Here is a 22023-nt window from a genome sequence, read left to right as displayed (position 1 = left end):
AAGCCAGGAGGGCTTCACCCGCCGCGGTGTTCTCGTCCGTCAGGCCGCGTTCTGCGCTCTTCGTGGGCGGCGCGCACGGAGCTGGACAACCGGTGCTGTGGACGCGGTCCCTGCCTGCCGACGCTTGGCAGAGTGATGCCTGTCCGGCTCGCTCGTCTGCTCCGGACGTTCCTCAAGAATGTGGAGGATCTCCTGCACGTGGTCTTTCGTGAAGCGATAGCCGCTACCGCTCTTGATGAACGGGATGCGACGTCGCCGCGCCTGCTCCTTCACCCACCACTCCGAGCAGTCGAGGGCTTCGGCCACATCGGCGGCCGGGTAGAGGCGGGGAAGGTCGTGATTCTTCTGGTGCTCTGCCATGTCACCTCTTCGTGAGTTCCTAGACGGAGCGATAAGGGCGGTAAGGGCTGTAAGCCCCTTGACCTGGCCTTTCGCTCGGGCAGTAAGGAGGGCGGGAAGCGGTGCGATAAGTCCGGGCCCTCAGAGCGGCCGGCTTGTCGCCCGGTAAGCGCCTCCCTTACCGATCCGCCGTCCCTGCAGGTCAGCAGGCTTACCGGCCTTCTCGGCCTTTCCGCGCTCAGCCCGCGTAGGTCAGGACCGTGGTGGGGCGGCCGCCTGTGGGCTTCTGGTGGCGGCTGTAGCCGGGCAGGTCGAGCAGCTCGGCGGCGAGGCGGTCCCGCTCGGCTCGCGTGGTGTTCTTGAACAGGCGGCGGATGCGGTCAGCGGTGAGGCCGTCGGGGCCAGCAGCGCGGACCGCCTCGGCGAGCTTGTTCACCTTCGGGTCGCCGGTGGTGTCGCCGAGGAGGTGAACGGCCGAGGCGCGGGCGTAGTTGAGCAGTTGCCAGGCGGCTCGCATGTGGGCTTCGGAGATGGTGTCGGTGTGGTCGCACAGGGCGTAGACCATGGCGACCCGCTGGACGTATGGGGCAGCGCGGGCGGTGAACTGGGCGATGACGCCGCCGGCGGAGTCATCGCTGAGGGCCGGGTAGACCTGTTCGCAGTACAACTCCCATGCCTCCGGGCCGAACTTGACCTCGTCGACGCGGGCGGCGTCGGCCAGGACTGTGCGCCATCCGGACGCGAGGTTGGCTACCAGTTCCGGACTGGCGCCGCGGGAACCCGGCAGGATGAGATTCCGGTGGCAGAACATCGGCAGGAATCGGTTGTACGTGCCGCCGGCCATTTCCGAGTCCTGCATCTTGGCCCGGAACTCCTCCGGCGTGATGTGCCCCAGGATCGCGATATGCGGGTCCGTGGCCTTGAGCGAGTCGCGGACCATCGAGCCGAGCGAGTCACCGTCCCAAGCTTGGCGCAGCACGCCGGGAAGAGAGCTGCCCTCTCGGCGGCCGCGGCTCATGGTGACGGCGTACTCCGACTCCAACACCCACAACCGCTTGTCGATGCTGGCGTGCGAGGCGTCTTCGCTGTCGTCGTCCTTGACGTACTCGATCAGTCCTTCTCCGGAGTTCAGGCCGCGTGGGGTGTGTTCGGGGCCGAAGAAGTCCGGCAGTGCCTCGGCGAGCACCCGCCGGGCGGTGGAGGTCGCTGAGCCCTTGCGGCCCGAGGACGTGGGGCCAATGGTCAGGGCCCAGATCAGGGTGGGGTGGCGGTCGTTGCCGATCATCAGGTGCGGGCGGCGGCCGATGACCGCGCCGGCTGCGGAGAGGAGGTTGGCCAGTACCGCGATGGGGTCCGCCTCGGTGGTGGGGTCCAGCTCGCGGACCGTATCGCCCACCCAGCCGCAGAAGACGTCCGGGTGTGGGGTGGGGCCCGGCCGGTGGGGGCGGTGGAGGCCCGGCCGTCGGTCGTACAGCGGATTGGGCGGGCCGCTCGATGCCGCATCGTCGTCGGACGGTTCGGTGGGGCGGGCGGTCAGCTCGGTGATCTGCCGCAGCACCGTGGCGCGGAGCTCCGCGGCGTCGGTGTCCGGGGCGGAAGCCGCCTGGACGAGACGCGTACCGGCTTCGATCAGGCGACGGCGTTCGGCCTTCTCCCGCACGATCTCCGCGTAGTACTCGGCGTTGGCCGCGGTCGGCACGGCCTGGACGAGGGTGTGGAGGTAGGACGCTCCGCCGACCTTGACCAGGTCTCCGCGCTTGCCGAGGTGGTCGGCAACGGTGATCGGGTCGGCTGACTGCCCACGGTCGTACAGGTCACAGATCGCGCGGTGGATCGTCTCGTGCGCGGGCCGGTAGTAGTCGCCGGGGTCCATCGTTTCGATGACGTCGGCGATGGCCTGGGCGGAAAGCAGCATGGCGCCCAGCGCGGACTGTTCGGCTTCGAGGTCCTGGGGCGGCTTGGAGCCGACCAGGGGGGCGAGGTCGCCGTGGAGAGACCGCACATTGTCGTACGGTGCCGGTGCGGCCTCAGGTGACATGATGGGTGTCTCCTGTTCTGTCTTCGGACGGGCAGGGAGAGCCGGGGCGGCGGCGTGTCCTTGCACGGGAGTGCCGCCGCCTCGGCGCATGAAGAGGAAGAGCTAGGCCGCGGTCATCCGCCGCCAGGCCGCGTACTCCTGGCGTACGTACGGCCGGTAGCTCGGGTCCCACAGCGGGGAGTCGGGCGGGATCGGGCCGTTGCTCGTGGCGAACGGTCCGCCGCCGCGTTCCCGGTCGTACTGAGCGAGCCGGTGAGCCGCCCTGGCGGCGAGGGTGTCGGCCTCCGCCATGGCTTCGGGGATGCCCTCCTCCTCGGCCTCGCGAATGGCGAGCCGGTCCAGCAGCGCGGCCTTACGGAGCCAGAACTCCCGGCTCAGCCGCGTACCGGAAGCGTGAGTGGCCACCTGGTCGGTGACCCAGGTCATTTCGGCGAGGAGATGCGGGGCGTCGGTGTACGCATCGATGGACGTGGTGGCTTCGTGCACAGGCGGTCCCTACAGGTTGTGGACGGCGTCGACGACTGCGGCGGTGAGCTGGTTGACCTGGTGGGCGATGCCGGTGGAGGCGAGGTAGAAGCCGAACATCACGGCGATGAAGGCGGAGCCGTAGCCGAGGGTCTTGGAGCGGAGCAGGAAGATCAGGACGAGACCGAACAGGGCGACGAGGGAGACGGTGACAGCCACGAGGGCCTCCTCTGTGGGATGAGAGGTGAAGGTCAGCGGGTGCCGGTGCGGTGGATACGGGCCGCGATGTTGAAGAGGTGGCGGCCGACCCGTATGCGCTTGCGGTCGCCGTGGCAGCGGCGGCAGAGCTTGCCCGGCCGCAGGCGGCCCTTCCGGTCCTTGATGAGCTGGAAGCCGAAGCCGCGGCACTTGCGGCAGTTGCCGAACGGGCTGACCGCGCAGAGCGCGGCGTAACACAGCGTGTAGCCGGTGAAGAGCGTGATAGCAGCAGACGTGAGGGTCATTGCAGGTCCTCTCTGGCGTTTTCAGGGCACGCTCGAAGGAGGCCGCTATCCGCTAGCAGCCTGGTCAGGGTGGGAATGGGGCGCTAGCGGGGCCGCTAACGTTAGCGAGGGTTGTTGCTAGCGATAGCGGCCCCGGAGCGTCATCCGGCGTCGCGGTTTCCGTCACGCTCCGCGACTGCGGCGGTGATGTGGGCGCGTTCGAGGCCGCGCCGGTTGACGACCTTGCCGTTGATGCGGCGTCCGATCTGGACGGTGTCGATGCCGTACGGCTTGAGCGCCGCGGTGATCTGTTCGGCGGCCCACTCGCCGTAGACGTCGGGGCGCAGCTCCGCGAGGCGGGCCACGACCGTCTCGCTCCAGACCTTGGCTTCCTCGACCGGAATGACGCCGAGCAGGTCGCGCAGCAGATCGTAGGAGGCCACGGGGGTTTCCGGCTCTTCGCCGAGCGCGTGGCCGGAGAGGGTGCCGGCGTCCTCGCGGGCCTTGCGGGCGCGCAGTGCGATGTTGTCCGCGCCGACGCTGTCGACGTAGGTGGAGGCGACGATGCGGGCGTCCGCGCCTTCGCCGACGAAGTAGTGGACGCCCTTGTCGGCCCAGGAGAACATCGTGGCCCGTACGCCGCGCTTGTAGGCGGACGTGCCGAGGACCATGTCGTTCTCCAGCTGGCCCATGACCTTCAGGCACCAGCGGGCGGAGGCGTTGGCGGAGATGCCGGTGGGCAGGGCCTTGGCGTCCGGGCGCTGGGTGGCGAGCAGCAGCACGATGCCGGTGGCGGGGCCGCGCTTGACCAGGTCGGTGGCGATCTCCTCGAACTCGTCCTTGTACTTGGGATGTTCGAAGAGGACCTGGCACTCGTCCACCCCGACCACGATGGGGTGCAGACCGAGTTCCTTCTTGTCGGCCAGCTCGCTGATGACCTTCGACTCCGGGCAGATGTCCCGCGGCAGGGAACGGATCATCTTCGTGCGGCGCCGCAGCTCCTGACGCAGCTCCCGGAAGTCGCGGATCGCGTACTCGATGACCTCGTCATCGTCGCCGGCGCCGTGGCGGTGGGAGACACGGTCGCCGACCGGGTCCAGGTCGCCGGTGCCCTTCATGTCGTAGGTGTGCAGCTCCGCCCGCGGATCCAGCGCCGCGATCAGCAGAAGCAGGCGGAGCAGGAACGTCTTGCCCATTCGCGGGATGGCGCCGATGATTCCCGCGATGTACATCAGCGTGACCTCGACCCAGCGGCCGCGCGGGTCGGTGCCGAACGGCACGGGCTTGAACAGGTCCACGCTGCCGCTGGTCAGCAGCGGCCACTTGGGCTTCTTGGCCTTGGACATGTCCTGATCGCCGACCCACAGCACCAGGCGCCCGGTGTGCTCCTCGGGCACCGCCTCGGGCCAGACACAGCCCAGCGGGCGGCGCAGGCCGGAGGCGAGCTTGTCGCGTCGGTCGATGACATCGGTGACGGTCACGCCGTACGGCAGATCGCCCTCCGCCCGCCAGCCGGGGCCGTCCCGGGTGATGGGTGCAGTGAAGGCGAAGCCGTCATGCCCTTTGGACTGAGCCTGGTTGATGGCCGGTATGCCCAGCGCCCCCAGCGCGCGCAGCACGATGTTGCTGGTGAGCTTGGGTGCCTTGGACGTCTCGACGGCGCGGGTGATGACCGGGGCGTCCGCCTCGGTGCCGGCCGCCCCCAATGCGAGGACCAGGGCACCGAGGGAGACGGTCTGCAGCCACCCGGGCGCCAGCACGTACAAGGCGAGAGCCGTACCGAGGCCGACCAGCGAGCCGAGGAGGGCGACGAGGGTGCGCAGCCGCACGCGGCCGTCGCGCTGCCGGGAGAGCTTGAGGTACTCGGCCACGTCCTCCCGACGGACCGCGGCCAGCCGGACCGGCTCGCCCTCCTTGTCGGCCACCCACCGCATCGTCCCGCCCAAGAAGCGGGCCGTGCCGCGGGGCGCCTGGAAAGCCAGCCGGACGCCATAGATGGGGGTGCGGACGCCGTGGTAGGCGGCCATATGGCCGTAGTACCCGGCCACCCACCGCATCGCGGTGGTCAGCTCCTGCCGGGAGCGCAGCCAGCCGGGCAGCACTGGCCGACGCTTGGCGCCGGACAGTCGGGCCAAGAAGCCGGGGCCGGCCAGGTCAGGACCGTCGACCGGCACCACCGCCTCCGGGTCACTCGAAGCCCCGGACGCGGCACGGGCATGGCGGGCCTTGTTCAGGTCGACGATGTCCGCGCCGGAATCGGGCTCGTCGGAATCAGCTTCCAAGTCCGCCTCCAAGCGGCGGAACAGTTCGTTTTCGTCCTCGTGCTTCAATGCGGATGTCCTTCCGATGCCGTGAGGGACGAGTGGGGCGGCCGGTCGCTTGGCCGTGGACGGCCGCCCCACATCAGGACGTCAGGTCAGCCAAGAACTCGCGTGCAAGTGCGCGAGCGCTCGGCAGTCGTGCAGTGGACCAATCAGGCGCTGAGTTCGAGCACCGCGGCGATGACGGCGTCCTCGAAACCGTTCTCCTCGGCCAGCCGCCGGCGTGCCGCACGGATGCGGTCGCCACCCCACGTTTCGCCGAGCCCGTACGACTTCGCGAGCTCGACCGGGTCCGGCGTGCGGTTGTCCAACAGGGCTGCGGCAGCCTCGCGTTCGGCCTTCTCCCTTTGCGCCGCGCGCACTTCGCGAGGGATGCGCACCTCGTTCTGCGAGGTGCGCTCGTCAGAATTCGAGGCGCGGCCGTGGCCGGCTTTCGAGGCGCTTTCCGAGGCGGTCCGCGTGTGTCTCATCCGGTCGCGCTCAGAGCGGGAACGCCGTGCGGGTGCGGCCTCACGCTTGGCCCGCTCGTTCTCCTCATGGGCTCTGGCCTCGGCTTCCGCCTTGATGCGCAGCCTTTCGCGTTCGGCCTCCCGATCCCGCTCAGCGGCCTCGATCTCGGCCTGGACCCGGCAGCGCTCGGCCTCACGCCGGGCCGCTCGTTCCTCCTTATCGCGTGCGATGCGGTCCAGTTCGCGAGCCTTCTCGATTTCTGCCTGCTTGACCTCGCGGGCGAGGCGCGCGGCATGTTCGCGCTCCTCGCGCTCGGCCTCACGCTGTGCTTGTTCTCGTGCCAACCGGGCCTGTTCGCGAGCCTCTTCGCGCTCTGCTTCCTCCGCCCGCTCACGCTCCTCTCGGACCTTTCGGGCGCGGGCCTCGCGCTCGGCAGCTGCCGCATCCTGATGCGCCTTGATCGTGAGGCGATGCTCTGCGGTCTTCCGCGCGAGGTAGGTGCGGTACCCGGCCGATGCCTCGGCCAAGGTGATGAGGAGAAACGGTGCGACCGAGTGGAGCAGCAGCCCGCCGGCGTCCGCGTGTACCGGGATGAGACGGAAGTCGTCGTCCGGGTACAGGCTCTGCCAGCAGTTCATGATCCAGGTGGACAAGCCGGCGAACCAGCGGAGCATGAACGGCCAGCCGCTCGGCCGATAGCCACCTTGCTCGGCCAGCACCCCGTCGACGTACAAGACGGTCAGGAGAGCCAGCGACGCCAGTGGATCGAGCATCCACGCGACCCAGCCCGGCACGTCATGCTCGGTGGCGAACCTCGTGACGTTGATGCAGGTGAACACTAGCGCCCCGAAGCCAAGGACCAGCAGGGAGCGGGTCACGAGCTGACCGATTCTCTCCAGCTGCTCGATCGCCTTCCTGGCGGCGGTGGCTTCCTGTTCCGTCGCGGCCCGTCCGGGATCCGGTGACGGTACCGGTGACGGGTTGGTGGAGCAGTCAGTCAGGGGTTCCGTCACCGGCCGCGTCTCCCTCCTCGGGCCCGCACTGGCACACCTCCTCGGCGGCGCCCTGCCCCATCCAGCAGGCGCACACCACGGTCAGCCCTCCGACGGTCACCGCATCGCCCGGCAGCAGCCGGCACCGGTCGCACGAGCCGGTGGTCTCCGACTCGTCGACGGTGACGGCGACGTCGAGGGCGGTGGAGCGGTAGTCCTGGGTGAAGTCGTAGTCCTCGTAGTCGAAGTAGCCGTTCATCAGCCGAGTCCTTCCGTCGGGGTGTGGTCGTAGTGGCCCGCGAAGGCCACGCAGCTCTGGTGGGCGGCCAGCAGATCGGGCGTCTCCGCCTCGATCGCCTCCACGGTGATGCGGGTGACCAGGTCCATCAGCTCCGGCTCGTCGGCGAGGATGTCGCGCGCCGCGTCCAGGCGGGCGAGACGCTCCTCGTCGGATTCGCCCGGCACGCCGAGCCACAGCGCGGTAGGTGTACCGATGACCAGGTCCATCGGGTCGTCGTCGACGTCCTGGACGTCCTGGAAGCCAGCGATCACATAGGCCATGAGGCTCTCCTGATCTGAATGAGTAAGCAGGGAGACCCGGGACGGCAGCGGTGTCCTTTGCACGGGAGTACCGCCGGCCCGGCAGATCTGTGCTGAGCAAGCCGCGGATCTGCGCGAGGCAGAAGAGCCGCGGCAACCGCTCGTCGAAGACGAGTGGTCATGGCCGCTGGTGGCTCCTCGCGAGGAGCCACCAGGGCTAAAACCACTGGTCAGGGCACGGTCTTGCTTGCCAGGCGCCGTGCCATTCAGTTCTCAAGGAACGTCCTCTTCCAGCGGCCCCTTGGCGTGCGACGAAGTCGCCTTCCCGGGCTTCCGGCTGGTTCGGGTACTGCGGTTCCGCGCGGCGCTGCCGGTACAGGCAGGCATGGGCGAGCAGACAAGACGGTCATGAAGACCTCTTGTCCTCAACTCCTCTTTAGGAGTTGCCATGAACATAGGGCCCGTTCCGGTTGTCGTCAACTCCTCTTGAGGACTTATGCTGAATCCGTCCGACGGAGAGGGACGGTGAGCACCGCATGGCCAAGAAGTACGAGCGGATCGCTGACGCACTGCGCCAGAGCATCCGTGCAGGCCAGCTGAAGCCGGGCGACCGCCTGCCGGCCGAGACCACGCTCGCGGAGCAGTACAAAACCAGCGTTCCGACGATGCGCGACGCGCTGGGCGAACTGCTCGCCGAAGGGCTGATCGACAAGCGGCACGGCGTGGGCAACTTCATCCGCGAGCCGCGGCCACGGGTGGAGCGGAGCAACCAGCGTCATCAGTGGGAGAAGAACCGCGCGCGGCTCTTGGAGTCCGAGCGTCTGAAGACCGGCTCCACTGAGCACGACACCGGCCTGACCGTCTCCGACCTCGCCTTCAAGGCCAGCTACCGGGAAGTGAAGGCCGACGAGGACCTGGCGGCGGTCTTCTCCGTGCCGCTCGGCACGCGCCTGCTGGAACGGGAGTACCGGACCTTCCCCCGCGAGGGGGACGCGCCGTTCAGCCTCGTCTGCTCGCACCTTCTCTACGACGCGGTCTCATCGAACCCCGACCTCCTCGACGACTCCAATGAGCCGTGGCCCGGGGGAACGCAGAACCAGCTGCTCACGGTCGGCATCGAGCTGGACCGCATAGTGGAGCGGATCACCGCCCGGCCTCCGACAGCAGAGGAGGCCGAGGAGCTCGGCCTCCAGAAGGGCGTCTCAGTGTTCGTTCTCCGAAAGATCTGCATCGATACCGACGACCGAGTGGTGGAGGTCTCGGACGTGATCCTGCCCGGCGACGTCACTGAGCTGGTCTTCACGACACCCCTGGACCGGTGGTGACGATGCCGAACATCATCACGGTCATGACGGCCGTCCACCCGCCGGCCGCCAAGTACCTCGCCGACGCCTACAAGTCGCTGCTGGAGCAGGAGCTGCCCGACGGCTGGGACTGGCAGTGGGTGATCCAGGAGGACGGAGAGACCGACGAGGTCCGCCCGCACGTCCCCGATGACCCGCGCATCAGCTTCGGCCAGGGCCGCCACGGTCGCGCCGCGATGGCCCGTACTCTCGCGCTCTCGCGCGCGAAGGGCGAGTACATCAAGGTCCTCGACGCGGACGACATGCTCGCCCCCGGCGCCCTCGCCCGCGACCTGCGCGCCCTGACCAGCGACCCGTCGCTCGGCTGGGCAACGGCCCGCGTCCTCGACCTGATGCCCGACGGCTCGACCGTCGGCTTCGACCAGGACCCGCCCGAGGGCCCGATCGAGCGCGGCGCCGTCCTGGAGCACTGGGCGGCACACAATTTCCGCGCCCAGGTCCACCCAGCCACGCTATGCATCCGCCACGACCTCCTCCTGGCCCTGGGCGGGTGGATGGCCCTGCCGGCCTCCGAGGACACGGGGTTGTTGCTGGCGCTGAGCGCGGTGAGTCGTGGTTGGTTCTCGGCGGAGACGGGGCTGCTGTACCGGAAGTGGCCGGGTCAGGTCACCAGCCAGGCGGCGCACTCCGACGAGGAGGAGCGGGAGGCACGGTTCGCGGTGGTGCAGGCTCGGGCTCGGGCTTTGGCCGCGATGAAGAACTGGCGTCACGACGCAGGCTGATCCCGATTGAATGGCCGTGCCGGTGAGAGTCGCCCCACTGGCACGACGGGTCGTTAGCGCCTCTTCTGAGCGCACCCGCGCAGCACTTCTCGCGAACACGCACAGGCTGGCGTAGCAGCAGAAAGCCGGAGGGGCCGAAGCAACTCCCGCCCCTCCGGGCGTATCCGTGGGGGACGGATAGATGTTCATGCGCTACCCATGCCCTGGGTCGAGAATCCGTCGGCGGAAGAGATACAGGCGTCAAGGCCGACAACTTCACGCTGTTGGCGTAGGCCGACTCGTTCCGCACCGACTGGTCGCGCGCGACTGGGCGACGGGCGGCCCCGAGTAGGCAACTCATGTCCGTGCGCTGGTCGGGGCGGCTATGCGATCGACGCAGGAGAGAAATCGCCGGCTCCGCACCACGACTGGCAAAGACGCAGCGCCCCGCCGCAACAGGTGCGGCGGGGCGCTGCGTCAGTCACCGGAAGGCTTGGCGCCGTGCTCTTACGGCGCATCCGAGTTGGATTGCACCTCTTTGCCTGCAGAGCGCCGGATGCCAACAGCATCAGGCTTGGTTACTTGCACTCCGACAGGTAGCGGTCAAAGGCATGGGTCTTTGCCTTGCGCGCAACATTCTTGGAGTACGCATCAGCGTGCAGCACGCCGACGGCGAGCCGAGTGTCGTCCTCAACGTTCTTCGTATTTGCGCACGCCGCCACAACGAACCAATCGCTGTGGTTTGCGTCATCCGAGATGCCGTACTTGGGCTCTGCACCGGTGACGGGCTTTGACAGGTCATACGACACCATCGAAGAGCTCTGCGGCAGATTTCCCTCCACCTGAGCGACGGACTGGCCGACGAGCGAGTCCACAGGCACCTGCGGCTCGTCGTGCGTGCCACACCCTGCCAGGACCATCGCCACTGCCGCGGCACCCGCCACAGCGCCGACCCGGGGGAGCGTGAACGCAAAATGACTACGGCGGCAACTCATATGACCTTGCAACTTACCTTCGCGGGGGCGGGATCGAAAGCGTACTTCCACCCACTCGTACCGGCCTTGTAGTCAAGGGGTGTGGTGATGTGCTTCTCAATCTTGTACTTGTACCGTGTGCCGATCGGATAGGCGACGAGCGAGTGGCCCTTACTGACCTTTGCACTGCATGTCACCGACACGGACTGCGTCTTGGCCTTGCTGATGTTCAGGCTCGCCGCAACACCGTTACGGCTCAGGCCGAATCCCGCGTCAATCGTGCGCGTCGCCGACGACGTCTTGTTGATCATGCAAGTCATGCCCTTGGTCTGCGCCGTGCAGCGGGCAATTTCGTTCTTGGTGTTCGTGTAGTTCTTCTTCGCCGTCTTGTTGATGAGCTTGCTGTAGTGTCCGACAGCTGCTCGAGGCGAAATTTCACCGCTTTGCTTCTGAACTTCCGGAACGGGCGAAGGCTCGCCGGTGCTGGCGTGAGCTGCGGTCGTTCCCAAAGCGGTGGGCAGAAGGGTCATCGCAACCCCGACTGCTCGCATGGTCATTCTACGAGACATAAGTATCCCCCTACATGGCTGGCGGCTGTGGTCAGCAGCCGTCGTCGCCAAGATCATACTTATGAGCGATGCGGAAGTCTCATTTGCTCTTGGCTTTCAGATGTGCATGCAGGCACTTCCCTATCGGCAATGCATTCGGTTGAGCGAGCAACTGTTCCGGACAAGCCAAGGCGCCCGGACGGGATGGAGTATTCGTGTGGCTACCTGCGTAAGAGTTAGTGGAGCCTCGTCACGTTGGTTTCGTCATCCCGTTTGCGCTGCTGAACCGGTGCCAGTCCCGTGAGCTTCTCAGGCGCCATCGTCCGCCGAGGCTTCGGTTCTGCCGCTCATGCTCGTTGCCACGTCGTTACGGCTACGACAAGTGCCGCCGTCTGCTATGGAGGCGCGGCATCAAGCCCCTCGTCACCCGCCGCGGGCGTCGCCCACTGGAGACACCACGCCTCTAGGACACCTGCCTTTGTCGCGCTCGGCGAGGTTGACGCTTTCGGGCCATCTCGGCGTGCGGTCATGCCGGCGTCGCCAGGTCACTGTCCAGCTCGTGGGGGAGCGCCACTGCGGCGTGGTGAAGTGACGTTCATCGCTGCGAGCGCCGCCAGGTCAGGGCTTGGGCCCATACGGAACGGGTCGTGCGAGCCCGAAGCAACTGGTCCGCTCAACTGACTGAACCCGCCCTCTGAAGGTGGCCTACCTGCGACGGTTCGGCCGCCTGAAACGCGACGCGCCCCGGCTCATCTACGAAGAGCCGCAAAACCGGACTTGACGACAGCCAGAGGTTACCGCCCACCAAACGGTCCCCTTATCGCACCGTCATTTCCGCAGGTCAGCCCGCTTACCAAACTTATCCCCCTTGCCGCTCAGCTTGCGCGAGCTGAGCGGCAGCACTGCGCTTTCTCCAGGAAAGACCTTATTCGGCGTTCCATGCAGGCAAACGAACAGAGTACTCGCGCCCCTGACGCTCGCCTGACTCCATCTGGCTTCCGCTGGGGTACTCAATCTTGTACCCAGAAGGGGACAGACGGTTCCGGTATGCCGTCTCAAATCGTTCTGCCGTCTGCCCATTGGTCAATGCTTCGATAACCTCAGGTAGGGCATCACGCGATGTCTCAAGCTCATAATCCATAGTGACACGGACATCGATTCCAGTCCTCATGACCAAGGAATCCCCGAGATCATCAAACACGATAGGGCATCCGGTTTCCGTCGGCACCAGAATCCAGGTGTGCTCATCGAGCTGACGGAAAATTACCTTCCCACTCTGCTCGAAAGAACGGATGATCGCTACAACATCGTCACGCATGCGCTTCCTTTCAAGATGCGTATCCTGAGCCGCATTTTAGCGGTTCGAGGAACGCGACGGCCCTCACCCAAGAAGCTCGGGCGAGGGCCGTCTCGTTCGATCACCGAGTTCTCAGCAAGGGTTCTTGACAGCCTTGCTGTACTGCCAGTGCATCGACTTGGAGGGAACTCCCTTGTACACGCCGTGACCGCGGCTGGCCGTCCGGAACGTGCCCTTGCGGCACTTGTAGTTCCTGGTCTGGTTGCGGTACTTCTTGTTCCCCTTGGGCTTCTTTACGCTTTCAGACTTGCTCTTCGCGGCAGTAACCCATTTACCCTTGACCTTCTTCTGCAGCTTCACGGTGTTCACGAGTGAGTCAATACCCGCAGTGCACCAGTACTGAGACTTCCCCACAATCCACCCAGGCTTGCCATGGGATTCGTGAGGCCGGTTTGGGTTTACCTTGCAAGTGATTTGCCCCATTGCGGCAGCCGAGGTGGTCTGAGCCTCTGCTGCGGGCATTCCTGCGAGGGTGGTCGCCACAACGGCGGCACCAAGAGCGAAGCTCCTTACGGCGCGCTTCATTGCTATCTCCCCGATTGAAACTAGTCCCGAGGAGCGTACGTGATCTTGATCTTGAAGGGCAACCGTAATCGGACCATGGCCCAACTGGATGGTTGATTGATAAGTGAAGTAATTACTCGCCGAGGCGATGGCGCCTCGGTCTCACCGCAGTTCTTCGGCGTCCACCCGAGAGAAGATCAGCTCGCTCTCGTCAGTGACCGGGCCGCGCCAGCGGATCGGCGCCTGGGTGCCGCGGTGCAGGGCGGCGGGATAGCTCTCGGCCGCGTAGTCATTGGCCAACCGGTACACATTGAAGCCGCGCTTCGTGAACGTCTCCAACAGCTCATCGGCGGACTGGCCCAGCTCCGCCATCCGCTGCGGGGTGACCTCTATGGCCAGCTCGACGTCAGGGCGAAGCTGGTCCAGGACGGGTTCCAGGCCCCGTACGGCGGCCCCCTCGGCGCCCTCGACGTCGATTTTGATCACGCGGGCCTTGGCGATCTCCTCCGCCGTCAACACGTCGGGCAGCGGCCGGGCTTGCGCCTCGAACGTGGACTCCGCTTCGCCGGCGTACGGGACGATGCTGTTCGCCCCCATGTTGCGCGAGCTCGCGAGGACGAAGGTCAGTACCTCGTCCCGATCGGAGATTGCGGCGTTGATGGCGCGCAGGTTGGTGCAGTTGTTGGCCGCGGCCTGGTCGACGAGAACGCTGTGGAACCTCGGGGATGCCTCGATGGACACCACCTTGCCGCTCTCACCCACCAGGTGTGAGGCGAGCAGGCTGTAGTAGCCGATGTTCGCCCCGACATCCACGAAGGTGTCCCCGGGCTTGAGTCGACTCTCAAGCCACTGCGTTAGGTGCGGCTCCCACACCCCGAAGAGGTAGATGTACCGCTGGATGAGGTCCTGTGTGTCTGTCGTGAAGGTGGCGCCGAAGCGCGTTCGGGCCTGGCGGACCACGGGGTGGTCCCGCAGCTCAGCATTCAGGTAGTTGTCGAGCACGGCGGCCTTGCCGACGGTGCCCGGCGCGTAACGCACGTACCAGCGCGCCAGGTCCCGCTTGATCCGATGAAGGGCAGCAGTCAAGCCGACTCCCGAGTTTGTGGATATCTGCGGACACCGGGCTCACGCGCGGTCGATCGGGACCTCGTACACGATCTCGCAGTGTGCGGCGGGAAGGACGATGTCCGCGGTTTCCACCGGCCGGCCGTCCTCCGCCATGTACGTGCGCTGAATGTGGGTGACCAAGGAGTTTCTCGGCACCCCCAGCAGCGTCGCTTCCGCGTCGGTGGCCTTCCGCGGCTCCGGCTGCTCGACGGCGTGCGTGATCACGACGCCGATCTCCGCCATCCGCTGCACGACTCCGCGGCCGGCATGCGGGCCGCCCTCGGGGAGAACGATGATGGTGCCGCCCGTGATGTCGTACGGCTCCCAACTGGTCGAGAGCTGCACCGGCTTACCGTCCGCCAGGAACTCGTACTCAGTACGGACGCACAGGTCGCCCTCGGCGATGCCAAGACGAGCGGCAATGGCCGCCGGGGCCGGCACCTTCGCCTCTGTGCGGTGTTCCCAAGTTCCTCGCTTGCCGAGCCCGGCCATGTCCGCCCGGAACGGCGAACCGTCTCGCTGCTCGCGGCACCAGGACCGGACCATGCGGAGGCGGTCACGCGGCTCCGCCACGTACGTCCCCGATCCCGCGCGGCCTTCGAGCAGGCCCTGAGCGATGAGCAGTTCCTGCGCGCGGCGGACGACATTCTCGCCCACCTCGTACTCACTGCCGATCTGCGCGCGGGAGGGCAGCCGATCGCCAGGCGACCACTCGCCACTCGTGATGCGTTGCCGGAGACGGTCGGCGACGGCGAGGTAAGGCGGCTGCTCAGGCATATGGCAAATCTAGTCCACTAGCTCTAGGCTGGTTAACTAGCTTTACGGTGGGTAATTTCGTTGCGACGGAGGAGACGTGCCTGCACCTGCATCCCGAGCGCAGGACATCGCGGCACGCCTTGCAGCCGCCGGCTACGAGCCGCGTCTGTCCCGCCGCCCCGGCCGCATCCGGATCGAGGTCAGCGTGCCGGAAGCTCCCTCCGAGGCGAGCTGGCGATTCTTGCTGACCGCCTTAGAACGCGCCGACCGGTTCGGCCTCGAAGGGGGAGCCGACGGGCTCAGCGCCTGGGCGGTCATCTGGATCGTTCCGCATCCGCATGGTCGCGCGGGTCCTGATGGAGCGCCCAGCCGAAAGACGTACGGACCGCAGGAACCCCGCGAAGACCGGCCCGGCCAAGTCGACGAGAGCAGGCCGTAGGGAGCCGCACACATGACCGGCAGAACCGTCCCGGCCGCCGAGCCACCGCACCTCCCGAGAGGAGAACGAGCGCGTTGACCGGACCCCGCCACCGATCAGAAGTACCGGAGTGGTGCCGCCCATTGAACCCGAGCGAGGAGATGGTGATTGTGGATGGCTAAGCGGTACGAGGTGATTGCTGCGGACCTCCGCCAGCAGATCCAGGACGGCTCGCTTCCCGCCGGCTCGCGCCTGCCCGCGGAGACTGCCCTCACCAGGGCGTACAGGGTGGGCCTACCCACGGTGCGTCAGGCGCTCAGCGCGCTGCAAGCCGAAGGGCTGATCGAGAAGCAGCACGGACGCGGAAGCTTCGTCCGGGCGTCGGGGAATCAGATCGAGTACGCCAATGACAGGCGGAGCAGGCGGCTCGCCGGCCCCGCTCCGGATATCGACGTGGTCGTCACCTGCTGCGAAATGAAAGCCACGGAAGAGCTTGCCGCTCGCTTGAACGTGCAGCCGCGGACGCGCCTGCTGGAGTTCAGCTACCGTGGCCGGCTCCAGGAGGACGAGAGCCCATGCAGTCTCGTGCGTTCGTACCTGGTGTACGACATGGTGGCCGCGATACCGATGGCGCCGGTCGGTTCCGTCGGCGACGGCTCACCATGGGGCGACGCGTACGAGGGATGGCTCATCAACGCGGGCATTGAACTGGACCACGTCACCGAACGAGTCGGAGCCCGGCCGCCGACGGCAGACGAAGCCAGGGTGCTGGGAATCTTCCCCGGAGTCTCAGTCCTGGCCATCCAGCGGACATCCGTCGATACCGCGGGGCGAGTCGTTGAGGTCGCGGACCTGCTGTTGTCCGGGGACCGCATGGCAGCAGTCTACAAGACACCGGTGACGGCCGCGGCCCGCGTGCCTGGCTGAGCTTGAGCTGCTGTCCAGCCGTTCACTCAGCGCTTCCTGGCGACTGGGCAGCACCTCCACGTGTCCAACAAGAGTGTGTAGAGGCGAATTACGGTCCGGAATGGATGAAGGGGCCGCGTCCGCCGGACAGTGGCGGTGGCGGCCCCTTCGAGCTCCGGGGGAGGTTTCAGGCAAGCGCCCAGGCAGCCTGGAGCCTGATCAGTCGTCGTCGCTGTCGTTGTCGTGGTCGTCCTGGTCGACGTGCTGGTTGAGGACCTTGCCGCTGGCAGCGTCAATGGTGACGTCGTGGCTCTTGTGGTCCTTGCCGAGGACGTCGACCTCCCAGACGGTGGAACCGTTGCGGTCGTTGTCGTCGAGGCCGTAGGAGACGACGGTGCCGGGGACGGCCTTCAGGGCCTTGGCGATGGCCTTGTCGTGGCCGATCTTGTCGGCCTTGATCTGGGCCTGGGTCTCGGCGGCGTCCTGGGCGGCGTCGTCGTCGCGGTCGGTGTGCTTGTTCAGGACCTTGCCGTTGCCGGCGTCGATGGTGACGTCGTGGTTCTTGTGGTCCTTGCCGAGGACGTCGACCTCCCAGATGAGGGAGCCATTGCTGTCCGCGTTGTCGAGTTCGGCGGAGGTCACGGTGCCGGGGACGGCCTTGAGAGCCTTGGCGGTGGCCTCGGACTGGCTGATCTTGTCGGCCTTGACCTGGGCGCGGTCCTCGGCGGTGTCGTCCAAGTGGCGCTCGCTCTGGGAGAGCTTGACCGAGGAGTGCGGGGCCGGGGCATCGTCGTTCGCGAAGGCGGTCGCGGCACCCGTGCCGCCGATCAGTGCGACGGCGGCGGCCGTGGCGAGGACGATGGCGCGGGGGGCGAGCGTGCGCTTGGCATTGGCCTGCATGGGGACGTTCCTCCGGAGCGTGGTGCGGTCGGTTCCGTCGGCGGGCCTTGTCGCGCCCTTCCGACATTGATCACAGTGCCGAAGGGAACCTGAACACAGCCTGAAGGGCGCTGAAGAGCTCTTCAGGTTCCGACCCCAGGACGCGTGAAAGAGCCGCCCCACCGGACAGTGTCGGTATCGCGCCAGTCCTTCTACGTCACACCCGAAGATGAAGAACAAACTGAACGGGGCGGCCAGTACCTGCAGGCGGTCGTACCGGCCCAAGAGGCCGGTACGACCGCCTTCCACTGTCTCCCGGGTTGCTACTTGTCGAAGTCGAGATCCAGCATCCTGATCGCATTGCCGCGCAGCAGCTTGTACGTCACGTCCGGCGGGAGGCCGGCGACGTGGTCGGCGGCGACCTGCTTGGTGTGCGGCCAGGTCGAGTCCACGTGCGGGTAGTCGGTCTCGAACGTCGCGTTGTCCACGCCGACGGACTCCAGCGAGGCGACGCCGTGCTTGTCGCGGAAGAAGCAGCAGAAGATCTGCCGGTAGTAGTACGTCGACGGAGGCTCGGGGATCAGGTCCCGTACACCGCCCCAGGCCCGGTGCTCCTGCCACACGTCGTTCGCGCGCTCCAGGGCGTACGGCACCCAGCCCATCTGCCCCTCGGCGTACGCGAGCTTCAGCCTGGGGAATTTCACCAGAACCCCGCTGAACAGGAAGTCCATCATCGAGGCCATCGCGTTGTTGAAGCTGAGCGATGCCTCGACCGCCGGCGGCGCGTCCGGCGATGCGGCAGGCATCTGCGACGACGAGCCGATGTGCATGCACACCACCGTGCCCGTCTCCTCGCAAGCGGCGAAGAACGGATCCCAGTAACCGGAGTGGATGCTCGGAAGCCCGAGGTACGTAGGAATCTCGCTGAAGGTCACGGCCCGCACTCCCCGCGCGGCGTTCCTGCGGATCTCCTGCACCGCGAGGTCCACGTCCCAGAGCGGGATGAGGCAGAGAGGAATCAGCCGGCCACCGCTGTCACCGCACCACTCCTCCACCATCCAGTCGTTGTACGCCCTGACGCAGGCGAGACCCACCTCCAGGTCGCGGGCCTCGGCGAAGGTCTGGCCGCAGAAGCGCGGAAAGGTCGGGAAACACAGGGACGCCTCGACATGGTTCATCTCCATGTCCTCGATCCGGGCCTTCGGGTCCCAGCAGCCCTTGCGCATCTGTTCGCGGGTGATGCCTTCCAAGGTCATCTCGTCCCGCGAGAAGCCCACAGCGGCAATGATCCGCTTGTACGGGAACAGGTTCCCCTCGTACTCCCACCAGTCCGTCAGCGGGCCGTCCGGGTCCGTCGTGAACCGGTACTTGCTCGCGACCCGCTCCAACCCCCCGATTCCGGCGGTCATTGGCTTCGGTCCGCGGTCCCGGTACTTCGCCGGCAACCAGGTCTGGAAGAGGTGGGCGGGCTCAATCACGTGGTCGTCCACGCTGATGATCATCGGTACATCGGCGGTGTCGTTCGCCTGGCCAGTCACAGAGCCCTCCCGAGGGTCAATCGGTCACCGATCTGACGGCCCGTCAGGTGGAGGGTATAGACGACCCCTGCAAGCAACAAGAGAAGAGCGGGCCCTCCTTCACGGGTAAGCGAGGCGACGCCCCGGCGCGGGCACCAAGCCGTCGACCGATTGTGTAGCGCGCCGCCCCCCCGCCCCCTAAGCTAGTTAACTAGATTTACGCCAGGTGATCACACCTGGTGACGGCACCGCTGTGCCCTTCTGTGTCGAAGCGCAACCGAGCCTGCGTTCCAGGCTCTGCGCTGATCCGAACGGGCCACTCCGCATGCCGAAAACACACAGCCCCCGCGACCGCGTGACCGGTCCGGGGGCATGGCCAACCTGAGAGCAGGTCGTCATGCCACACCGTATCGCTGGATTCTTCGTTGCGGTCCTGCGCTGGTTACTGCCGGCGCCTGGGCGACACCGAACCGCGGCCACATGCCCGGGGGCAGGTCCCTACCGCACGCATCACTCCCGGCCCCGCCACATCAGCGGCGAGGTGCACCAGCAAGCAGAGCTGACCTGGGACCTCCCCCTCGTTCGTCCTTACGTACTCGCTCACGAACGGCAGCAGGAAGAGCGGCGTCGGTTCGCCGGGGGCCCACTCGACGCATGGTGGAAAGGCCAGCACGTCGCGGAGGTGATCGCATGAGTCAGACGCACGTGGTCCGGCTGCTGCCTTGGTCCCGACCGGACGGCAAGCCCTGTTACCTCAGCACGGACCAGAGCAACGGGTACATGTGGCAGCTGGCCGACAACATGGAGGCCATACAGCTCGGCATGGGCACCGCGCTCATCGAGCACGCCGAGGAGGTCCTCAGCGCCCCCAAGGCATCCCTCGAAGAAGTCCGCTACCTCGCCAACCGCCTGGTCGAGTCCCTTTCCGACGTGCTGCGGATCGCGGAAAGCCGTGGTGAGCGCCTCCAAGCGTCGGCACCGGACGGCAAGAGTGGTGGGGAGGGAGGGGACGACGATGGTCCGTTGCTGCCGGCGGATGCATTCGGATGATCCGAGCTGCCGAGTGCCGACCTGGGTGAGGATCTGCCTTGCGGTGGGCGAGTTCTCGCGCGTACGCGAGAGCGGGCGGCCGTACGCCTCACCGCACCCTGCCCTGAGACTTCCGACGGGAGTCCGAGCAAGTTGGGCCCGCGGCCTACTTGAGGCCGATCATGTTGCACTGCGCGGCAGGCTCACAGGGGTCGTGCGCGGCTGACAGTGGGCCATCCGCCGCGCCGGATCGGGGACGGCGCAACCCGAACCTGAGCTCCACGCCAAAGCCCGGCTCGCAATGAACGCACCTCGGACGAGACGGGCTTTCGCGTACCGCAGCCCCCACATGCGCCGACAACCAACCCCTTGCACCCTCAACACCGATGCGCTGAACTGACGCCCCGTCAGGTCGCGCACCTGACACCTGACGGACGACGCGGGAGGTGCGCACAGTGCAGACGATCTGGCTCAGCAGCGCCGAGTGGCTTGCCGTGCTACGCATCGGGCTTGGCTTGTGGTGGCTGGAGAGCTGGCGCCACAAGGACAAGAAGGAGTGGTTCAAGGGTGGCGGTGTGACGTGGGCGGCGGGCATCGCCGCGAAGCACCGCTGGCCCTTCGTACGGAGCAGCTTCGATCGCCTGGTCAAGCCGCATCCGCGGGTCATGGCCTACGTCGTCGCCTACGCCGAGCTCGCTCTCGGGCTCGGCCTCATCCTCGGCTTCCTCACACCCATCGCGCTCGTCGCCGGCTTCGTCCTGAACCTCATCTACCTCGTGCTCATGATCCACGACTGGGCCGAGCAGGGACAGAACTTGATGATGGCGCTGATTTCGCTGGTCGCCCTGTTCGCCATGAGCTGGCAGGTCTGGTCAGTGGATAAGGCATTCAGCCTCTTCCTGTAGCGCGAAGGGCTCGGCGCAGCCGCTCCGGTCAGTCGATGATCCCGAGCGCGGTGTCCGGCCGGCAGTACGGGCAAGCGCCGACTCCCTGCGCGAGGGCGTGCAAGGCCTGCTCCCTGGTGAGGCCACCACCCTTCCCCAGCCCGCAGTCACCGAGGTGTACGTACACGGGCGCAGCGTCGCGGCCGCCAAGACGCTCACGCTCAAGCTTCCACTCGGGCGGTGGCGGCACCGCGCGCTGCGGCTGTGTCGTCTGCGGTACCTCTTCCTGCTCGATCCACCGCCGCGTCTGATCGAGCTGCTGCAGCTGAACCCGCTGCAGGAAGCGCAGCATCTCCAGGCGAGACGGCAGCCGATCGTTCATAGGTTCGATTTTAGTGGGCTGGGCGCGGCGATCATGGCGAGGGGCGGCTGTCCTGTGCCTTCGAGCCCTGAGCGTGTGCCCCTGAAGCTTGAGCGGTAGCTCGTTGGCGCTCTCAGAGTCGACGCTGTCGGGGATCTTGAGATTCGCAGAGAAGACCGTGCGATCTCCTGGCGGTTCCGAACACATCCCCTCCCCACTCCGCCGACCTCGGCGGCTACCGGCGGAACCGGCGGGACTGGGCGCGCAGCTTGGACATCCAGCTCGGCCCCCAGCTCATGAGGGCCGCCGTCGCGGCCAAGCTGCCGAGTGTCACGATGAAGGCCCCCGGATGGTGGTGGTTCACCCAGCAGGGTTCCCACTCGTTGAGGCAGGGCTTCGAGGAGCTCTTTCGTCCGGGGATCGAGCGGGCAACGGCCAGCGCGCTCACCACGGCCACGGCCGCGTACGCGATGCCGGCCACGGCCCATCGAGACGAGCGCTCACTCCCGGCGGAGTTGAAACGGCGGAAGGAGCGCTTGGCGGCCGTGAACGTGATCGGGAGCAGCACGCCGACGGTGACGCCGAATCCGATGTCGGTCGCCGTCGAGTGTGCGGCCAGGTCCCACAGGTCGTCACCGAGCCACAGCGACAGTGCGAAGAATCCAAGGATGGCTACGAGCGCGGCGACCTGCTTGGCTATCGTCTTCCCGCTCGCCTTGGGACGGTTCATCAGTCGGATCCTCTCGGTGGTCTTGTGTGTGCGGCCGGTACATGGCCGCGGTCGCAAGCCCGCCCGTCCACGAGGCGTACGGAGTAGGCGGGCGCATCACGGCGCCTGCGGTAGCTGTCGTGCCAGGGCAGCCAGAACGGCTGCCATAAGACGCCTGCACCTGCGGATCAGCGTCGAGGAGGATCATCCGGTCCTGCCCCAGCCACAACTCGTACCCGATGTGCACAGCGGTCGTGGCGCAGAAGTACTGGCCCGCGAGGCTCTTCCCACCCTTGGGCCATCGGAACGGCCGCACGGGCGCCACCAGCTCGAAACGGACACCCCAACAACAGCCGAGAGGCCGCCAGACCCGTACGTCGTC

The 22023-nt window shown here is 66.8% G+C and carries 24 protein-coding genes; 5 read left to right on the top strand and 19 right to left on the bottom strand.

The features are described from left to right. Positions 1 to 39 precede the first annotated feature (39 nt). The 9 genes from IF04_RS0121340 to IF04_RS35935 all read right to left on the bottom strand — a co-directional run bounded on the left by IF04_RS0121340 (position 40) and on the right by IF04_RS35935 (position 7648). The gene (locus tag IF04_RS0121340) at positions 40 to 360 is read right to left on the bottom strand and encodes a helix-turn-helix domain-containing protein (RefSeq protein WP_030260070.1); all 321 of its coding nucleotides are present in this window, start codon (positions 358 to 360) and stop codon (positions 40 to 42) included. Positions 361 to 577: 217 nt separating this feature from the next. Beyond that, positions 578 to 2377 carry a DnaB-like helicase N-terminal domain-containing protein gene (locus IF04_RS0121335; RefSeq protein WP_051831417.1) on the bottom strand — a complete coding sequence of 600 codons (1800 nt, stop codon included), beginning with the start codon at positions 2375 to 2377 and terminating at the stop codon, positions 578 to 580. 102 nt (positions 2378 to 2479) lie between these two features. Beyond that, the gene (locus tag IF04_RS0121330; protein ID WP_051831416.1) at positions 2480 to 2863 is read right to left on the bottom strand and encodes a hypothetical protein; all 384 of its coding nucleotides are present in this window, start codon (positions 2861 to 2863) and stop codon (positions 2480 to 2482) included. A 9-nt stretch (positions 2864 to 2872) separates the two neighbouring features. Then, entirely contained in the window at positions 2873 to 3061 is a 189-nt protein-coding gene (locus IF04_RS0121325; RefSeq protein ID WP_030260061.1) for a hypothetical protein, read from the bottom strand. 32 nt (positions 3062 to 3093) lie between these two features. Then, entirely contained in the window at positions 3094 to 3345 is a 252-nt protein-coding gene (locus IF04_RS0121320) for a hypothetical protein (RefSeq protein WP_030260059.1), read from the bottom strand. Between the two features lie 140 nt (positions 3346 to 3485). Then, complete coding sequence (locus IF04_RS0121315) at positions 3486 to 5654, bottom strand: cell division protein FtsK (protein WP_030260056.1); 2169 nt, start codon at positions 5652 to 5654, stop codon at positions 3486 to 3488. A gap of 143 nt (positions 5655 to 5797) precedes the next feature. Then, entirely contained in the window at positions 5798 to 7108 is a 1311-nt protein-coding gene (locus tag IF04_RS35940) for a hypothetical protein (RefSeq protein ID WP_037960065.1), read from the bottom strand. Then, complete coding sequence (locus IF04_RS38370; protein ID WP_030260053.1) at positions 7089 to 7346, bottom strand: hypothetical protein; 258 nt, start codon at positions 7344 to 7346, stop codon at positions 7089 to 7091. The genes IF04_RS35940 and IF04_RS38370 overlap by 20 nt, the downstream gene beginning before the upstream one ends. Then, the gene (locus IF04_RS35935; protein WP_051831415.1) at positions 7346 to 7648 is read right to left on the bottom strand and encodes a hypothetical protein; all 303 of its coding nucleotides are present in this window, start codon (positions 7646 to 7648) and stop codon (positions 7346 to 7348) included. Before IF04_RS35935 ends, IF04_RS38370 begins: the two co-directional genes overlap by 1 nt. 515 nt (positions 7649 to 8163) lie before the next feature. Here IF04_RS35935 and IF04_RS0121295 point away from each other — a divergent pair. Continuing rightward, positions 8164 to 8952: a GntR family transcriptional regulator gene (locus tag IF04_RS0121295; RefSeq protein WP_030260047.1), complete on the top strand. Its 789-nt coding sequence runs from the start codon at positions 8164 to 8166 to the stop codon at positions 8950 to 8952. 2 nt (positions 8953 to 8954) lie between these two features. Further along, positions 8955 to 9713: a glycosyltransferase family 2 protein gene (locus IF04_RS0121290; RefSeq protein WP_030260043.1), complete on the top strand. Its 759-nt coding sequence runs from the start codon at positions 8955 to 8957 to the stop codon at positions 9711 to 9713. A gap of 557 nt (positions 9714 to 10270) precedes the next feature. Here IF04_RS0121290 and IF04_RS0121285 read toward each other — a convergent pair. The 6 genes from IF04_RS0121285 to IF04_RS0121265 form a co-directional block, all read right to left on the bottom strand. Next, complete coding sequence (locus IF04_RS0121285; RefSeq protein ID WP_030260039.1) at positions 10271 to 10618, bottom strand: hypothetical protein; 348 nt, start codon at positions 10616 to 10618, stop codon at positions 10271 to 10273. Between the two features lie 65 nt (positions 10619 to 10683). Next, the gene (locus IF04_RS38815; protein ID WP_157847691.1) at positions 10684 to 11223 is read right to left on the bottom strand and encodes a hypothetical protein; all 540 of its coding nucleotides are present in this window, start codon (positions 11221 to 11223) and stop codon (positions 10684 to 10686) included. A 916-nt stretch (positions 11224 to 12139) separates the two neighbouring features. After that, positions 12140 to 12532 (bottom strand): hypothetical protein, encoded by a 393-nt coding sequence (locus IF04_RS38810; RefSeq protein ID WP_157847690.1) that lies wholly within the window; start codon positions 12530 to 12532, stop codon positions 12140 to 12142. A 111-nt stretch (positions 12533 to 12643) separates the two neighbouring features. Beyond that, positions 12644 to 13096: a hypothetical protein gene (locus IF04_RS38805; protein ID WP_157847689.1), complete on the bottom strand. Its 453-nt coding sequence runs from the start codon at positions 13094 to 13096 to the stop codon at positions 12644 to 12646. Between the two features lie 141 nt (positions 13097 to 13237). Then, positions 13238 to 14161 carry an FkbM family methyltransferase gene (locus IF04_RS0121270; protein WP_245654452.1) on the bottom strand — a complete coding sequence of 308 codons (924 nt, stop codon included), beginning with the start codon at positions 14159 to 14161 and terminating at the stop codon, positions 13238 to 13240. A 39-nt stretch (positions 14162 to 14200) separates the two neighbouring features. Then, a complete protein-coding gene (locus IF04_RS0121265) occupies positions 14201 to 14959 on the bottom strand; it encodes a GntR family transcriptional regulator (protein ID WP_030260029.1) in 759 nt (252 codons plus the stop codon). Between the two features lie 571 nt (positions 14960 to 15530). Here IF04_RS0121265 and IF04_RS0121260 point away from each other — a divergent pair. Beyond that, positions 15531 to 16283: a GntR family transcriptional regulator gene (locus IF04_RS0121260; protein ID WP_030260026.1), complete on the top strand. Its 753-nt coding sequence runs from the start codon at positions 15531 to 15533 to the stop codon at positions 16281 to 16283. Positions 16284 to 16481: 198 nt separating this feature from the next. Here IF04_RS0121260 and IF04_RS0121255 read toward each other — a convergent pair whose 3' ends face one another. Together IF04_RS0121255 and IF04_RS0121250 are read right to left on the bottom strand one after the other, a co-directional pair. Continuing rightward, positions 16482 to 17162 (bottom strand): PepSY domain-containing protein, encoded by a 681-nt coding sequence (locus IF04_RS0121255; protein ID WP_030260022.1) that lies wholly within the window; start codon positions 17160 to 17162, stop codon positions 16482 to 16484. 302 nt (positions 17163 to 17464) lie between these two features. After that, entirely contained in the window at positions 17465 to 18643 is a 1179-nt protein-coding gene (locus IF04_RS0121250) for an amidohydrolase family protein (RefSeq protein WP_051831449.1), read from the bottom strand. Between the two features lie 705 nt (positions 18644 to 19348). Here IF04_RS0121250 and IF04_RS35930 point away from each other — a divergent pair. Together IF04_RS35930 and IF04_RS0121240 are read left to right on the top strand one after the other, a co-directional pair. Continuing rightward, positions 19349 to 19708: a hypothetical protein gene (locus tag IF04_RS35930; protein ID WP_030260015.1), complete on the top strand. Its 360-nt coding sequence runs from the start codon at positions 19349 to 19351 to the stop codon at positions 19706 to 19708. Between the two features lie 434 nt (positions 19709 to 20142). Further along, positions 20143 to 20592: a DoxX family membrane protein gene (locus IF04_RS0121240; RefSeq protein ID WP_030260012.1), complete on the top strand. Its 450-nt coding sequence runs from the start codon at positions 20143 to 20145 to the stop codon at positions 20590 to 20592. Positions 20593 to 20620: 28 nt separating this feature from the next. Here IF04_RS0121240 and IF04_RS0121235 read toward each other — a convergent pair whose 3' ends face one another. Next, a complete protein-coding gene (locus IF04_RS0121235) occupies positions 20621 to 20953 on the bottom strand; it encodes a DUF6233 domain-containing protein (protein ID WP_030260009.1) in 333 nt (110 codons plus the stop codon). A 214-nt stretch (positions 20954 to 21167) separates the two neighbouring features. Next, on the bottom strand, positions 21168 to 21662 hold the full coding sequence (locus IF04_RS0121230; RefSeq protein ID WP_030260006.1) for a hypothetical protein: 495 nt from the start codon (positions 21660 to 21662) through the stop codon (positions 21168 to 21170). Positions 21663 to 22023: the final 361 nt, after the last annotated feature.

This window comes from Streptomyces violens (genome assembly GCF_000717745.1).
In the GTDB taxonomy this organism is placed as follows: domain Bacteria; phylum Actinomycetota; class Actinomycetes; order Streptomycetales; family Streptomycetaceae; genus Streptomyces; species Streptomyces violens.
This window is presented reverse-complemented; position numbering and strand designations above follow the sequence as displayed.

What these genes read in the sequence shown, in the direction of transcription:
- IF04_RS0121255 (WP_030260022.1), bottom strand. Translation starts at nt 17,162, where the DNA reads ATGCAGGCCAATGCCAAGCGCACGCTCGCCCCCCGCGCCATCGTCCTC.
- IF04_RS0121295 (WP_030260047.1), top strand. Translation starts at nt 8,164, where the DNA reads ATGGCCAAGAAGTACGAGCGGATCGCTGACGCACTGCGCCAGAGCATC.
- IF04_RS0121290 (WP_030260043.1), top strand. Translation starts at nt 8,955, where the DNA reads ATGCCGAACATCATCACGGTCATGACGGCCGTCCACCCGCCGGCCGCC.
- IF04_RS0121230 (WP_030260006.1), bottom strand. Translation starts at nt 21,662, where the DNA reads ATGAACCGTCCCAAGGCGAGCGGGAAGACGATAGCCAAGCAGGTCGCC.
- IF04_RS38805 (WP_157847689.1), bottom strand. Translation starts at nt 13,096, where the DNA reads ATGAAGCGCGCCGTAAGGAGCTTCGCTCTTGGTGCCGCCGTTGTGGCG.
- IF04_RS0121235 (WP_030260009.1), bottom strand. Translation starts at nt 20,953, where the DNA reads ATGAACGATCGGCTGCCGTCTCGCCTGGAGATGCTGCGCTTCCTGCAG.
- IF04_RS38815 (WP_157847691.1), bottom strand. Translation starts at nt 11,223, where the DNA reads ATGACCATGCGAGCAGTCGGGGTTGCGATGACCCTTCTGCCCACCGCT.
- IF04_RS38810 (WP_157847690.1), bottom strand. Translation starts at nt 12,532, where the DNA reads ATGCGTGACGATGTTGTAGCGATCATCCGTTCTTTCGAGCAGAGTGGG.
- IF04_RS0121265 (WP_030260029.1), bottom strand. Translation starts at nt 14,959, where the DNA reads ATGCCTGAGCAGCCGCCTTACCTCGCCGTCGCCGACCGTCTCCGGCAA.
- IF04_RS0121320 (WP_030260059.1), bottom strand. Translation starts at nt 3,345, where the DNA reads ATGACCCTCACGTCTGCTGCTATCACGCTCTTCACCGGCTACACGCTG.
- IF04_RS0121340 (WP_030260070.1), bottom strand. Translation starts at nt 360, where the DNA reads ATGGCAGAGCACCAGAAGAATCACGACCTTCCCCGCCTCTACCCGGCC.
- IF04_RS38370 (WP_030260053.1), bottom strand. Translation starts at nt 7,346, where the DNA reads ATGAACGGCTACTTCGACTACGAGGACTACGACTTCACCCAGGACTAC.
- IF04_RS0121260 (WP_030260026.1), top strand. Translation starts at nt 15,531, where the DNA reads ATGGCTAAGCGGTACGAGGTGATTGCTGCGGACCTCCGCCAGCAGATC.
- IF04_RS35935 (WP_051831415.1), bottom strand. Translation starts at nt 7,648, where the DNA reads ATGGCCTATGTGATCGCTGGCTTCCAGGACGTCCAGGACGTCGACGAC.
- IF04_RS35930 (WP_030260015.1), top strand. Translation starts at nt 19,349, where the DNA reads ATGAGTCAGACGCACGTGGTCCGGCTGCTGCCTTGGTCCCGACCGGAC.
- IF04_RS0121335 (WP_051831417.1), bottom strand. Translation starts at nt 2,377, where the DNA reads ATGTCACCTGAGGCCGCACCGGCACCGTACGACAATGTGCGGTCTCTC.
- IF04_RS0121250 (WP_051831449.1), bottom strand. Translation starts at nt 18,643, where the DNA reads ATGATCATCAGCGTGGACGACCACGTGATTGAGCCCGCCCACCTCTTC.